General features: G+C 66.8%; 15 protein-coding genes. 7 read left to right on the forward strand and 8 right to left on the reverse strand.

Annotated elements, in window-relative coordinates; all coding sequences use genetic code 11:
• Nucleotides 1–230 precede the first annotated feature (230 nt).
• Nucleotides 231–755 (forward strand): protease adaptor protein RcdA, encoded by a 525-nt coding sequence (gene rcdA / locus AUL36_RS02325; RefSeq protein ID WP_058635083.1) that lies wholly within the window; start codon nt 231–233, stop codon nt 753–755.
• Nucleotides 756–907: 152 nt separating this feature from the next.
• Here the strand turns inward: rcdA and rpmE are convergent, their stop codons facing one another.
• Nucleotides 908–1,129 (reverse strand): 50S ribosomal protein L31, encoded by a 222-nt coding sequence (gene rpmE / locus AUL36_RS02330; protein WP_058601872.1) that lies wholly within the window; start codon nt 1,127–1,129, stop codon nt 908–910.
• Between the two features lie 166 nt (nt 1,130–1,295).
• Between rpmE and AUL36_RS02335 the strand changes: the two genes are divergently transcribed.
• Nucleotides 1,296–3,107 (forward strand): ABC transporter transmembrane domain-containing protein, encoded by a 1,812-nt coding sequence (locus AUL36_RS02335; protein WP_062217564.1) that lies wholly within the window; start codon nt 1,296–1,298, stop codon nt 3,105–3,107.
• 164 nt (nt 3,108–3,271) lie between these two features.
• Here the strand turns inward: AUL36_RS02335 and AUL36_RS02340 are convergent, their stop codons facing one another.
• The 7 genes from AUL36_RS02340 to AUL36_RS23100 all read right to left on the reverse strand — a co-directional run bounded on the left by AUL36_RS02340 (nt 3,272) and on the right by AUL36_RS23100 (nt 9,275).
• Nucleotides 3,272–4,297, reverse strand: a complete 1,026-nt coding sequence (locus AUL36_RS02340) for a peptidoglycan -binding protein (protein ID WP_058601870.1) — start codon at nt 4,295–4,297, stop codon at nt 3,272–3,274.
• 4 nt (nt 4,298–4,301) lie between these two features.
• A complete protein-coding gene (locus tag AUL36_RS02345; RefSeq protein ID WP_058635082.1) occupies nt 4,302–5,339 on the reverse strand; it encodes a hypothetical protein in 1,038 nt (345 codons plus the stop codon).
• A gap of 151 nt (nt 5,340–5,490) precedes the next feature.
• Nucleotides 5,491–6,324 (reverse strand): inositol monophosphatase family protein, encoded by an 834-nt coding sequence (locus tag AUL36_RS02350; RefSeq protein ID WP_062217567.1) that lies wholly within the window; start codon nt 6,322–6,324, stop codon nt 5,491–5,493.
• Nucleotides 6,325–6,445: 121 nt separating this feature from the next.
• A complete protein-coding gene (gene efp / locus AUL36_RS02355; RefSeq protein WP_062217568.1) occupies nt 6,446–7,009 on the reverse strand; it encodes an elongation factor P in 564 nt (187 codons plus the stop codon).
• Between the two features lie 95 nt (nt 7,010–7,104).
• The gene (locus AUL36_RS02360; RefSeq protein ID WP_062217571.1) at nt 7,105–8,268 is read right to left on the reverse strand and encodes a tetratricopeptide repeat protein; all 1,164 of its coding nucleotides are present in this window, start codon (nt 8,266–8,268) and stop codon (nt 7,105–7,107) included.
• A gap of 2 nt (nt 8,269–8,270) precedes the next feature.
• The gene (locus tag AUL36_RS02365) at nt 8,271–8,930 is read right to left on the reverse strand and encodes a thiamine phosphate synthase (protein WP_062217574.1); all 660 of its coding nucleotides are present in this window, start codon (nt 8,928–8,930) and stop codon (nt 8,271–8,273) included.
• Nucleotides 8,931–9,101: 171 nt separating this feature from the next.
• On the reverse strand, nt 9,102–9,275 hold the full coding sequence (locus tag AUL36_RS23100; RefSeq protein ID WP_082640277.1) for a YdcH family protein: 174 nt from the start codon (nt 9,273–9,275) through the stop codon (nt 9,102–9,104).
• A 241-nt stretch (nt 9,276–9,516) separates the two neighbouring features.
• Here AUL36_RS23100 and AUL36_RS02370 point away from each other — a divergent pair, with 241 nt between their 5' ends.
• From AUL36_RS02370 to AUL36_RS02390, 5 genes are all read left to right on the forward strand, one after another.
• Complete coding sequence (locus tag AUL36_RS02370) at nt 9,517–9,720, forward strand: YdcH family protein (protein ID WP_058601864.1); 204 nt, start codon at nt 9,517–9,519, stop codon at nt 9,718–9,720.
• A 29-nt stretch (nt 9,721–9,749) separates the two neighbouring features.
• A complete protein-coding gene (purE, locus tag AUL36_RS02375) occupies nt 9,750–10,244 on the forward strand; it encodes a 5-(carboxyamino)imidazole ribonucleotide mutase (RefSeq protein WP_062217733.1) in 495 nt (164 codons plus the stop codon).
• Nucleotides 10,241–11,329, forward strand: coding sequence for a 5-(carboxyamino)imidazole ribonucleotide synthase (locus tag AUL36_RS02380; protein ID WP_156418237.1), 1,089 nt, complete (start codon nt 10,241–10,243; stop codon nt 11,327–11,329). The genes purE and AUL36_RS02380 overlap by 4 nt, the downstream gene beginning before the upstream one ends.
• 149 nt (nt 11,330–11,478) lie before the next feature.
• Nucleotides 11,479–11,604: a type B 50S ribosomal protein L36 gene (gene ykgO / locus AUL36_RS02385; protein WP_058601863.1), complete on the forward strand. Its 126-nt coding sequence runs from the start codon at nt 11,479–11,481 to the stop codon at nt 11,602–11,604.
• A gap of 249 nt (nt 11,605–11,853) precedes the next feature.
• Nucleotides 11,854–12,462: a hypothetical protein gene (locus tag AUL36_RS02390; protein WP_058635077.1), complete on the forward strand. Its 609-nt coding sequence runs from the start codon at nt 11,854–11,856 to the stop codon at nt 12,460–12,462.
• Nucleotides 12,463–12,531: the final 69 nt, after the last annotated feature.

Genomic DNA, 12,531 nt, shown 5'->3' on the forward strand with positions numbered 1-12,531 from the left:
CGACCCTGATGGTTGTCGACGTCTCCCTGTTGAAACTTGATAGAGCCGCTTCGTGCGGCTCTCTTTTTTCCAGGTGACGGGACCTGTGCGTCAGCTCGGCCGTTAACCAATTCGCAGCGAATGGGGTTGCGCCTGAGGGAGCTTGGGTAGAGGGTTTTGCGTAACGAGTTCGTCCGGCAGATGGCCGCACGAACCATGCAACGATTCCTCCCGAGGCTGGTTTTCCCCTGATGACACAAAAGCCGTCCGATCAGACCTCATTTCAGACCGTTCGCATCGCGGAGCGCCTCGCCTTTTCGGCGTCGTTCCAGCCGATCTTCGATACGGGCATGAATCTGGTCGATGAGACTGCGGCCTATCTCGACGGAGATGGGCGCCGGGACGCCAAATCCCTCTCGAGGGGTGCCGCGACCCTCTACGCCGCCGAGTCCATGCGCCTGACCACGCGCCTCATGCAGGTCGCCTCCTGGCTGCTGCTCCAGCGCGCCGCCAACCAAGGCGACATGTCGCGCTCGCAGGTCGAGGCCGAAAAAGGCAAGGTGCGGCTCGACAGCGAAGCGGAGGGTGTGGATTCGCCGTTCTATGACGAGTTGCCGGTCTCCTTTCGTGGTCTCGTCGAGCGCGCCCTGCTTCTGGAGCGGCGCATCGCCATGCTCGATCGCGAAATCTACGGCTCGCCCGCGCCGGAACCGGACGTGGTTCACAATCCGGTCGGCCAGCAGATTGATCTGCTGCGCACCGCCTTCGCCATGTAACTCCGTCACGCCTCAAAGCTGGCCAGTTTCACGCCGCCGCGCCTTCGGGTTCGGCGGCGTTTTCGTATGCGCCGGACTGGTGAGAGAAGCGCGCAGGCACAAAAAAACCCGGCGCGATGGCCGGGCTTTTTCGAAACATAAGGGTCGGCAGATTAGATGCCGAGGCCTTCGTAGCGCTTCTTGAAGCGCGACACGCGGCCACCGCGATCCAGCATCTGCTGGTTGCCGCCGGTCCAGGCCGGGTGGCTGGTCGGGTCGATGTCGAGGTTCAGCTTGTCGCCAGCCGCGCCGTAGGTCGAGCGCGTCTGGTACTCGGTGCCGTTCGTCATGACGACGGTGATGTTGTGGTAGTCGGGGTGAATGTTCTGCTTCATGATGCCCTCACAGCCTATACGCGCTCGCACTCACCAAGCCCGTCTGGCCGCCCCGAGGGAATCGGGCCAGGCGAACTGGAATGAGGAGCGCGATCGCTTTCAAATTCAAGGGCGAGCCTATACATGAGGGGGGGTTAGCGCACAAGGCCGCAAAGGCGATCCCATCTTGGCACGATCCGACGAGAAGAGCGGGGGCGAAAAAAGGCCCCGCACGCTAAAGCCCCTCGCCCGTCTTTGGCCCTATGTCAGACGCCACCGAAAGCTGGTGGCCGGCGCCTTGTTCTTTCTGACACTCGCCTCCGTCACGACCTTGTCCTTCCCGCTCGCGGTGCGCCGCGTGGTGGATCACGGTTTCATGTCGGGCGACACGGGCTTCGTGGACACGTATTTCGCCACCCTCGCCGTGCTCAGCCTTGTGCTCGCGCTGGCCAGCGCCGGGCGCTACTATTTCGTGATCACGATCGGCGAGCGCATCGTGGCGGAGCTGCGCAAGGACGTGTTCTCGCATGTCATGCGCCTGTCGCCGGGCTTCTACGACCGCAATCTTTCGGGCGAGATCGTCTCGCGGCTGACGGCCGACACGGTGCAGATCAAATCCGCCGTCGGGGCCACGGCCTCGCTGGCGCTGCGCAACATCATCCTGTTTCTCGGGGCCATCGCCATGATGGCCTATACGAGCCCCAGCCTGTCGCTGGTGGTGATATCGGCCATCCCCCTGATCGTCCTGCCGCTGGTGGCCTTCGGGCGCTCCGTGCGCCGCCGTTCGCGCGCCGCGCAGGATCGGCTGGCGAGCGCCAGCGCCTATGCGGGCGAGGCCATCGGTGCGGTGCGCGCCGTGCAAGCCTTCACCGCCGAGCCCGCCGCCCGCCGCCGCTTCGGCCAGGCGGTGGACGAAGCCTTCGAGGCCGCCCGCCGTTCGGTGACGGCGCGCGCCTTTCTCACTGCCTTCGCCATTTTCCTCATCACGGTCTCGATCATCATCGTGCTCTGGATCGGCGCGCATCGTGTCGTCGCGGGCGCGATGACGGCCGGCACGCTCGGCCAGTTCCTGCTCTACGCCGTCTTCGCCGCTTCCAGCCTCGGGCAACTCTCCGAGGTCTGGGGCGAGTTGACGGCGGCCTCGGGCGCGACGGAGCGGCTGTCCGAGCTTTTGGAAGAGGAACCCGCCATCGCCTCCCCGGCGGTCCCGACGCCCCTCCCCTCCCCCGCGCGGGGGCGCCTGCAGTTCGACGCCGTGTCCTTCCGCTATCCGGGCGCGCCGGAGCGGCCAACGCTCAGCGAGGTCGATTTCGATATTCGCCCCGGCGAGACCGTCGCGCTGGTCGGCTCGTCGGGCGCGGGCAAGTCCACCGTCTTCGCGCTGATCGAGCGGTTCTACGACCCGAGCGAAGGCCGCGTGCTGCTGGATGGCGTGGACATCCGGGAGACCGATCTGCGCGAGCTTCGGGCTCGCATCGCCTTCGTGCCGCAGGATGCCAGCATCTTCGCCGGGAGCGTCGCCGACAACATCGCCTTCGGGGCCGACGACGCGCCGCGCGAAGCGATCATCGCGGCGGCCCGCGCCGCACAGGCGGACGGCTTCGTCCAAGCCCTGCCGGAGGGCTACGACACGGTGATCGGCGAGCGCGGCGTCACGCTCTCGGGCGGCCAACGCCAGCGCATCGCGATCGCCCGCGCCATCTTGCGCGACGCGCCGGTCCTACTTCTGGACGAGGCGACCTCGGCGCTGGATGCCGAAAGCGAGGTGCTGGTGCAGCGCGCGCTGGAAGGGCTGATGGGCCAGCGCACGACGCTCGTCATCGCGCACCGTCTGGCGACGATCCTGAAGGCCGACCGCATCCTGGTCATGGATGGGGGACGCATCGTGGAAGAAGGCACCCATGCCGCGCTCATCGCACGCGGCGGGCTGTATTCGCGCCTCGCGCGCCTTCAGTTCGACGCCGGCCGCGAGGCTCTGGCTTCGACGGCGGCGGAGTAAGGCACAAACGGAAGCCCGTAAGGCGTCCCGGTGGGACGCCTTACGGGTGTCTGTGTAGCGATCATTCCCCGGAAGGGCTCGGCGGCACCGTCAGCTGAAAAAATAACAGGCGCGCTGGCCTACGTCCGGTCCGCGCCCGTCATCACCCCCGCAGCAACCGCGCCTCAGCGCTCTGTCAGCTTCAGCTCGATGCGGCGGTTGCGGGCGCGGGATGCGGCATCGTCGCCGGGCGTCAGCGGCTGGAACTCGCCGAAGCCGGTGGCCGCGAGGCGCTGCGCCGGAACGCCGGCCGCCACGAGAAAGCGTACCACGGCCGCCGCGCGCGCGGTGGACAATTGCCAATTGTCGGCAAAGCGGCCGCTGCTCACCGGCACATTGTCCGTGTGCCCGTCCACGCGGATGATCCAATTGATATCCGAGGGAATCTCGCGGTTGAGCTGGATGATGGCGTCGGCGAGCTTGCGCATCTCGTCCTGCCCTTGCGGCTGGAGCACGTCCGAGCCGGAGGGGAAGAGGACTTCCGACTGGAAGACGAACCGGTCGCCGACGATGCGGATATTGTCGCGATCGGCGAGAATCTCGCGCAGCCGGCCGAAGAAGTCCGAGCGATAGCGCGCCAGTTCCTGCACACGCTGCGCCAGCGCCACGTTCAGCCGGCGGCCAAGATCGGCGATCTGGGTCTGCGATTCGCGGTCGCGCTGCTCGGAAGCCCCGAGCGTGTCCTCCAGCGCCGCGATCTGCTGGCGGAGCGCCGAAAGCTGCTGGTTCAGGAGATCGATCTGAGCGCGCGCCTGCGCGGACACACGCTGCTCGCTTTCCACCCGCGCCTGGAGATCGCCGACCGTCGCGCCGGGCGCGGGCGCGCTCGTGCGGCCGGCATCCAGCGCGGCCTGAAGCCGGCTGCGCTCGCCTTCCGCGCCGGCAAGCGAGGCCTGGAGCGCCGCGATCTGATCCTGAAACTCGCCCGAGTTGGAGCGCTCCAGCGCCAGAAGCTGGGTCAGTTCGGCGATCTGCGCATTGAGGCGGCCGAGCACGGTGTCACGGCCCGAGAGATCGCGACTCAAGAGAAACTGCGCGATCACGAAGACCGACAGAAGAAACATGATGGCCAGAAGCAGCGTCGACAGCGCGTCGACGAAGCCCGGCCAGTAATCGATGTCCCGGCGCTGGCGGCGGCGCGAAAGGGCCATCGACTCAGTTCCGCTCGATCTCGGAGAGGGAATTGTTCAGCCGCTCCAGCGCCCGGCGCATCTCGCGCTGCTCGCCCGCCTGCGCTTCCACGAAGTCTCGCAAAAGCTGCTGCTCACCGCGCATGTGCTGAACGAGGCCTTGAATGCTTTCGGCCAGACTCGCCATGGCGGCGCTGGTGCGCGGCGCGTTGCTCTGCTCCAGAACCAGCCGGTTGATCCGGTCGGCCAGAACGCGGAACTCTTCGGCGCCGTTCGGCACATTGGGGATCAGCGGCAGAAGCGAGGGCGTCTCGGCCTCGAAGGACAGGAGGTCTTCCAGCTCGGTGTAGAAGCGGTTCTGCGCACGGCCGACCTGAAGATCGAGAAAGCCCAGCACCATCGAGCCGCTGAGACCGAAGAGCGAAGAGGAGAAGGCCGTACCCATGCCGGACAAAGGCGCGGACAGGCCGTTCTTGACGGAATCCAAGACCGTCGCGGCATCGCCGGCTGTGGGATCGAGCGACTGGATGGTCGCCGAGATCGAGCCGATCGTGGTGAGAAGGCCCCAGAACGTGCCGAGAAGGCCCAAGAAGACGAGGAGGCCGATCAGATAGCGGGAGGTATCGCGCGCCTCGTCCAGCCGCGTGGCGACCGAGTCCAGAAGCGAGCGTCCGGCGGCCAGCGGCAGGCGTGGCCGGCCGCGCCGGCCCTGCATCATCGCTTCCATGGGCGACAAGAGAACGGGATGGCGCGTGCGCCCGCCCCGCGCCGTCGCATCGCCCTCGCGCAGGCCGTTGACCCAGCGCACCTCGCGCGAGAGCTTGAGGATCTGCCCGAGCGACAGAAGAATGCCGATGGCCAGAACACCGAGGATCAAGCCGTTGAGGCCGGGATTGGTGAAGAAGGCCTGTTGGACCTGCCGGCCGAGAATCAGCGCTACGAAACCCGCGAGCGCCAGAAACACCAGCATCACGCCGAGATACACGAGCGGGCTGCTCAGCGGCTCCGCCGGGGCGGGAGCCGCAGGGGGCGGCGCTTCGGGCGTGGGAGAAAAGACCTGCATGACGCCTCATCCGCATCGCCGACAGCTGGACGCCGCGCGGCCGGGCCGGAACGGTGGAATGTTCTTCTAACCCGCCGCGCCGGCCAGCGCCAGCCAATGTCGCGTGTTGTCAAGCACTTGGTGAATCGGAGCTTGCCGACACGCCTTGGGCTCAAGCCTTGGCGGCCACCGGCTCGCCGCCGCCGCGATGGGCCGTGTTGGCCTTCTTGAGTTCGGAGAGAAGCTGGCGGTGGATCAGTTCGTTGCCGCAGCAGATATCGCCCTGCATGACGTCGAACTTCGCACCCTCCGTGTCGGTGACGAAGCCGCCGGCCTCGCGCACCAGAAGCGAACCGGCCGCGATGTCCCAAGGCTTCAGTTCATGCTCCCAGAAGCCGTCGAAGCGCCCGGCCGCGACATAGCCGAGATCGAGCGAAGCCGCGCCCATGCGACGGATGCCGGCCGTCTCCGCCATGATCTGGCGCGACTCGAACAGGAAGCGCGCATGATCGCCATGGCCGAGGAAGGGCATGCCCGTCGCGATCACGCATTCGGGCAGCTTGGCACGGGCGGCGACGCGCAGACGGCGATCGTTCAGGAAAGCGCCGCCGCCCTTCTCCGCCGTGTAAAGCTCGTCCAGCGCCGGGTTGAAGATGACGCCCGCCACGATCTGCCCATCGCGCTCCAGCGCAATCGAGATGGCGAACATCGGAATGCCATGAAGAAAGTTGGTCGTGCCGTCCAAGGGATCGACGATCCAGCGGTGCTGCGGGTCGCGCCCTTCGACGGTGCCGCGCTCTTCCATAAGGAAACCCCATTCGGGGCGGGCGCGCGAGAGTTCCTGGAAAACGATCTCTTCGGCCTTGCGGTCGGCATTGGACACGAAGTCCGCCGGGCCCTTCATGGACACCTGAAGGTTCTGGACTTCGCCGAAATCGCGGGTCAGCGAGCGGCCAGCCTTCATGGCGGCCTGCGTCATGACGTTCATCAATGCCGAACGGGCCATGGCTTGGGACAACTTTCTTCAATCGTGACAAAGAACACGCGGCGCGCACCAAAGGGCACGCTGCGGAGATGCGAAACCGGCCGGGCCTTTCAAGGCGGCCCGCCCGGTTGAACGGGTTCGGTCAGTCCGCGCGGCGGACGTAGGTGATCTCGTTGGTGTCGACCACGATGCGCTCGCCCGCTTCCACGAAGGGCGGCACCATCACACGCAACCCGTTTTCCGTGATGGCCGGTTTGTAGGAGGACGCGGCCGTCTGCCCGCGCACGACGGGATCGGCTTCCGTCACCGCGAGCACGACCTGATCGGGCAGCGAAATGCCGATGGGGCGGCCCTCGTGGCTCTGCACCGTCACCTTCATGCCGTCCTGCAGAAAGGCGGCGCGGTCGCCCACGAAATCCTTCTGGAGTTCAAGCTGCTCGTAGCTCTCATTGTCCATGAAGACGAGGTTCTCGCCCTCGGCATAGAGGAACTGATAGTCGTTGAGATCGAGATGGATGCGCTCGACCGACTCGGAAGCGCGGAAGCGCTCGTTCAGCTTGGTGCCGTCGATCAGGTTCTTCAGCTCGACCTGGTTGAACGCGCCGCCCTTGCCCGGCTTCACATGAGCCGTCTTCACGGCGGCCCAGAGGCCACCGGCATGTTCGATGACATAGCCGGGACGGATTTCGCTTCCGTTGATCTTCATGAAACGGGACGGCTTTCGGAAATTGTCAGGGGATGCAAGCGGGCTTGGAACCACAAAAGCCCGATTTGTTCAAGTCCGCACAAGCTTCAAAGCCGTCATCCCGCGCGAAAACGGTTCGCCGCCTCCAGCGCGGACTTCTGCTCGGCCTCGGGCAGGCCCCGGAACCAGATGTCGAGGCCAGAGTCGGAATTCGACGCGCGGCGGGCGAGCACCACCCATTTGGCGGCCTGGACACGGTCGCGCGGCGTGCCCACCCCGTCCTTGTAGAGATGGGCGATGCGGTTGACCGCGATCGGATTGCCGCGCTCGGCCGCGCCTTTCAGCCAAAGAAAGCCCTCAGCCGGGTCGGACGGGCCGCCGCGCCCGTTGATGAGCCAGATGCCCAGTTCGATCTGCGCGAGGTCGTGGCCCGAGCGGGCCGCTTCCTGCAACCAGTGGCGCGCCTGCGCGTCGTCCTTTTTCTCGACGCCCTTGCCATAGGCATAGAGCTGCGACAGCGCATATTCGGCGTCCGGCACGCCCTTGTCGGCGGCCATGCGGAAATAGGTGATCGCATCGCCGAAGCCGCCCGTCGGCGCGGACTGGATCAGCATCTGGCCATAATTGAAGGCCGCCAGCGGATTGCCCGAGTCGGCCGCCGCCTTCATCAGGTCGCGCGCTGTCGCGTCGTCCCGCTCGGCCGCCTTGCCCTCGAGCAGGATCAGCGCATAGCGGAACTGCGCTTCTGCGACGCCCGCCTTGGCGGCGATCGCGTACCAGCGCGCCGATTCCTTTTCGTCGCGCGGCACGCCGAGGCCGCGCGCGTAGATTTCGCCCAGCAGCGTCTGCGCCGCCGGATCGCCGAGATTGGCGAGCGGCTCGGCCAGGCGCATGGCCGAAAGATAATAGCCGCGCTGGAACGCACCATAGGCCTCGGCCGTGGGCGACGCGGGCTCCATGTCGCCGGGCACGGCGGGCGCATCCGACAGGGACACGCCGGCGAGCGCCTTGCCCTCCCCCGGCGCGGGGCCGAGCGGCGTTGGCAGAAAACGTGGTGGGGCGAGCGCTGCGGCGGCGGGTGGCACGTCGAGCGGGCCTTGCAGCGCCTCGGCCTCGCCCGGCAGTTCGAAGGGCGTCGGCGCGGCCTGGAGGGGCAGAAGCGTGCTGGGCGGAACGGCCACGCCCGGAACGCCCCCACCGGCGCTCTCCTGCGCCAGGGCCGGGCTTGCCAGCAGGACGAAAACCGAAAGGAGGCACAGGGCAGAGGGCCGCGCGTGCATGATCAGGCGGCCTCCACCACCGCCGCCTCGTCGAACAGGCGGTTGGCCTCCGTGACGCGGGCGGCGACGCCCTCGGCTTCGCCGAAAATGGCGCGCGACAAGAGAATGAACTCGGCACCCGTGGCGATGGCTTGGGGAAGCGTCGCCAGATCGCCGCCGCCCTGCACGATGCAGGGGATCTCGACGATCGAGGACCACCAGCCGCCCAGTTCGACGTTGCGGCGATGCGGCTCGGCGTCGCCATCGGCGCCGAGCTTGCCGAAAAGCACGTAGTCGGGCATCCGCTCGCCCGCTTCCAGCGCGTCGTGTCGCGTGTTGAAGCCCGAGGCGCCGACTATGAGGCGCGGCGAGAAGCGGGCCATGGCCTCGCCCAAAGCCTCGATCGAGCCACCCGATGTGTGGAACCCGTCGGCCTTCACGCGGCCGGCGCAGCGCGTGTCCTCGGCGACGATGGCGGCGGCACCCGCGTCCTGCACGATCGGAACTGCGGCTTCGCAGAAATCCTGAAACGCCGCGTCGGCCCGGCCTGCCGGGTCGAGAAACACGGAGGCGACATCTCCGGCGGACAAGGCCTCGCGCAGGCGCTCCAGCCCCTCGGGGCCATCGGGCAAAAGGGTCGTGGCGAGAACCAGTCGGGGGCGGATCGGCGCGTCGTCGGTCATGTCGAACTCATGGTGGCCCGAGCGGTGTGGCCCGGTTTCGAGTTCTGTAAATACGCATTGCGGCAACACTACAAGAGATTTGCCCGCCCTGCGGCCCTTGCCTGGGCGCTTTCAAGAGAAAGGGCGCAGCCATGGCCACGCCCTTCCACCTAGCCAAACAAGGGGGTCACGTCAGTGAGCGGAGGCGCGCAGGCGCTCCATCTCATCCTTCAGAAGCAGCTTGCGCCGCTTGAGGTCCTGCAACTCGTTGTCACTGATAGCGGGCTTGGTCTTAGCGGCCGCCAGTTCCTGCTCAAGCGCCGAGTGGCGCTGCTGCAAAGTCGCAAGATGGGCATCCAAAGGCATTCCTGAGGCTCCTTCTGACTGCTTTCCTCCCACCGGCACCCGAAGGGAACCGCTGTGGACGATAGGAAAGTGTCACATAAGCTTTGCACTGTCGAATGAGGATCAAGTGCCGGGTTTCGATTTTTGAGCGAGACTGGTACGAGATTTCGTGAATAGGATATGCCCGGCCTGAACCGGGCGCTGTCCGCGTGCCCGGCTCCGGCCGGGCGAGCGGCCGTGGGAAGCGTTCGAGGGGACCGGAGTGGCGGATCAGGAACAGGCCGAACTCAGACTGCAATTGGCGCGGCTCCGGCAGGAGCATATGGATTTCGACCTGGCCATCAACGCGATGGAAGCGACAGGCTGCGACCGGCTCGCCGTGCAGCGCATGAAGAAGAAGAAGCTCGTCATCAAGGACCGGCTTCAGGACATCGAAGATCAGGTCATCCCGGATCTGACCGCGTGACGTCAGCCCCTTCCCCCGTCGCCATCATCATGGGCAGCCAGTCCGACTGGGCGACCATGAAACATGCCGCCGACACGCTGGACGCGCTCGGCATCGCCTATGACGCGCGCATCGTGTCCGCCCATCGCACGCCCGACCGGCTCGTGGCGTTTGCCAAGGGCGCGAAGGCGGCCGGCTTTCAGGTCGTGATCGCGGGCGCGGGCGGCGCGGCGCATCTGCCCGGCATGACAGCCTCCATGACCCCGCTCCCCGTGTTCGGCGTGCCGGTGGAAAGCCGCGCCCTGTCGGGCGAGGACAGCCTCCTGTCGATCGTCCAGATGCCCGCCGGCATTCCCGTCGGCACGCTCGCCATCGGCCGCGCCGGCGCGGTGAACGCCGCGCTTCTGGCCGCCAGCGTCCTGGCGCTGCACGACGCCGGTCTTGCCGAGCGGCTCGACCAGTGGCGCCAGCGTCAGACCGACGCCGTGGCAGAGCGTCCGAGCGACGAGCCCGCGGCAGAGCCGAAAGCGGGAGCCAGCCATTGAAGACGTCCTTTCCGCTTTCGCCCGGCGCCACGATCGGCATGATCGGCGGCGGCCAGCTCGGCCGCATGATGGTGTCGGCCGCAGCCCGCCTCGGCTATCGCACGATCGTGCTCGATCCCGATGCCGCCTGCCCGGCCGCTCAACTGGCGAACGAGACGATAACAGCCGCCTATGACGACCGGGAGGCGCTGGAGCGTCTGGCCGCCAGCGTCGCGGTCGTCACCTACGAGTTCGAGAACGTGCCCGTCGCGCCCGTGCGCGCGCTCAGCCATATCGTGCCCGTCTTTCCGCCGCCGGAAGCGCTGGAAGTCGCGCAGGACCGCGTGGTCGAAAAGGCCTTCCTGAACGGCACGGGCATTCGCACCGCACCCTGGCGGGCGGTGGACGACGCGCCTGAACTCGACCACGCCTTTCTGGATCTCGGCGGCGACTGCATCCTGAAGACCCGCCGCCTCGGCTATGACGGCAAGGGTCAGGCGGTGCTGCGCGAGAACGGCACGCATGGCGAGGCGTTCGACAGTCTGGGCGGCGTTCCCTCGATTCTCGAAAAGAAGATCGCCTTTGAGCGCGAGATTTCCGTGATCGCCGCGCGCGGCCAGGACGGCAGCTTCGCCGCCTACGATCCGGCCGAGAACGTTCATGGCCTCGGCATTCTCAAAAGCTCCACCGTGCCCGCGAGCGTGCGCCCGGAGCAGGCGCAGGCCGCCCGCGCGATCGCCCGTGCGATTCTCGACAAGTTGAACTATGTCGGCGTCATCGGCGTCGAGTTCTTCGTCGGCAGGGACGGCGAGCTTCTGGTCAACGAGATCGCACCGCGCGTTCACAATTCCGGCCACTGGACGGAAGCGGCCTGCACGGTCTCGCAGTTCGAGCAGCATATCCGCGCCGTGGCCGGCCTGCCGCTCGGCGACCCCAAGCGCCACAGCGACTGCGTGATGGAGAATCTCATCGGTCAGGATGTCGAGCGCGCCTTGCCGCTGCTGCGCGAAGCTGACGTGATGCTGACGCTCTATGGCAAGGCGGAAGCCCGTCCGGGGCGCAAAATGGGCCATTTCACGCGGGTTTCTCCGCGATCCGCGCCCTGACATGAAGGGTCCGCGACGGTCACATGGTTGACAGAAACCGCCGCGGACGCTATCGAACCACCCAGGCAGACGCGCCCCTTGGGCGCGTTTTTCATTGTGCGGCAGAGCGGACCATCCGATCGTCGCCATCCACACCGACGGTCAAACCCATGAAGATCAAGAACTCGCTGAAGTCGCTCAAGGGCCGCCACCGCGCCAACCGCCTGGTTCGTCGCAAGGGCCGCATCTACATCATCAACAAGCAGGCTCCGCGCTTCAAGGCGCGTCAGGGCTGACGAGATTAAGGCCGGCTTTCAAGCCGGCCTTTTTCGTTTGTGGCTGTTTCCGGCAAAGTGCGGCCGATCGCGCTCTTCGGGGAAGGCCGATTCCCACCTCCCCACCCGCCCGACGCTCGAGGGTCAAGCGCCTTGCGACATGCCTCGGCGCGCTCCACATCCCCAGACGTCCGATCCGCGCGACGGGCGCAGGCCTTGATCCCGCTCGGGGACGATTGACGGCGCGCAGGCGAAGACTAAGCTCTCCCCATGCGCGCATTTGCTTATCCTCTCGCCCTTCTCTGCCTCGCCGCCCTGCCCGCCTGGGCGCAAGGCGAGGCGACGCCGCCAGCCCCGCCCGCGCCCCAGCCGGCGGCCGAGGCACTTCCCAGCGACCATGCGGGCCGGCTGGACGCGCTGTTCGCGCGGCTGAAACGCGAACAGGACTCAGCGCGCGCCGAGACGCTGGCGAACCAGATCCAGGCCGAATGGCAGGCCAGCGGCAGCGCGACGACCGATCTCCTGATGCAGCGCGCCGCCAGCGCCGTCGCTGCCAAGAACATGGCAGCCGCGCTCGATCTTCTGGATCAGGCCATCGTGCTCCAGCCGACCTTCCCCGAAGCCTGGAACCGCCGCGCGACCGTCCATTACGCGCAGGATCGCTACGGGCTGGCGACGGCGGATGTGGAGGAAACACTCAGGCGCGAGCCGCGGCATTTCGCGTCACTCATGGGGCTGGCCGCCATGCAGGAGGAAATGGGCCGGGATCGCCAAGCCCTGCAAACCTATCTGCGGGTTCTCGACATCTACCCTGCGCTCAAGGACGCCCAGGACGCCGCGCTTAAGCTCTCCGACGCTCTCGCCGGCGAACGCGCCTGACACGCATCCCGCGCCCGCCGACACCACCCACAAAAAAGGCCGCGACAAACGCGGCCTTTTTTAATTCTG

The sequence above is a fragment of the Aureimonas sp. D3 genome (assembly GCF_001463805.1).
In the GTDB taxonomy this organism is placed as follows: domain Bacteria; phylum Pseudomonadota; class Alphaproteobacteria; order Rhizobiales; family Rhizobiaceae; genus Aureimonas; species Aureimonas ureilytica_A.

Coding starts and splice junctions, on each gene's coding strand:
- rcdA (WP_058635083.1), top strand. CDS start 231: ATGACACAAAAGCCGTCCGATCAGACCTCATTTCAGACCGTTCGCATC.
- rpmE (WP_058601872.1), bottom strand. CDS start 1,129: ATGAAGCAGAACATTCACCCCGACTACCACAACATCACCGTCGTCATG.
- AUL36_RS02340 (WP_058601870.1), bottom strand. CDS start 4,297: ATGGCCCTTTCGCGCCGCCGCCAGCGCCGGGACATCGATTACTGGCCG.
- AUL36_RS02345 (WP_058635082.1), bottom strand. CDS start 5,339: ATGCAGGTCTTTTCTCCCACGCCCGAAGCGCCGCCCCCTGCGGCTCCC.
- AUL36_RS02350 (WP_062217567.1), bottom strand. CDS start 6,324: ATGGCCCGTTCGGCATTGATGAACGTCATGACGCAGGCCGCCATGAAG.
- efp (WP_062217568.1), bottom strand. CDS start 7,009: ATGAAGATCAACGGAAGCGAAATCCGTCCCGGCTATGTCATCGAACAT.
- AUL36_RS02360 (WP_062217571.1), bottom strand. CDS start 8,268: ATGCACGCGCGGCCCTCTGCCCTGTGCCTCCTTTCGGTTTTCGTCCTG.
- AUL36_RS02365 (WP_062217574.1), bottom strand. CDS start 8,930: ATGACCGACGACGCGCCGATCCGCCCCCGACTGGTTCTCGCCACGACC.
- AUL36_RS23100 (WP_082640277.1), bottom strand. CDS start 9,275: ATGCCTTTGGATGCCCATCTTGCGACTTTGCAGCAGCGCCACTCGGCG.
- purE (WP_062217733.1), top strand. CDS start 9,750: ATGGGCAGCCAGTCCGACTGGGCGACCATGAAACATGCCGCCGACACG.
- ykgO (WP_058601863.1), top strand. CDS start 11,479: ATGAAGATCAAGAACTCGCTGAAGTCGCTCAAGGGCCGCCACCGCGCC.
- AUL36_RS02390 (WP_058635077.1), top strand. CDS start 11,854: ATGCGCGCATTTGCTTATCCTCTCGCCCTTCTCTGCCTCGCCGCCCTG.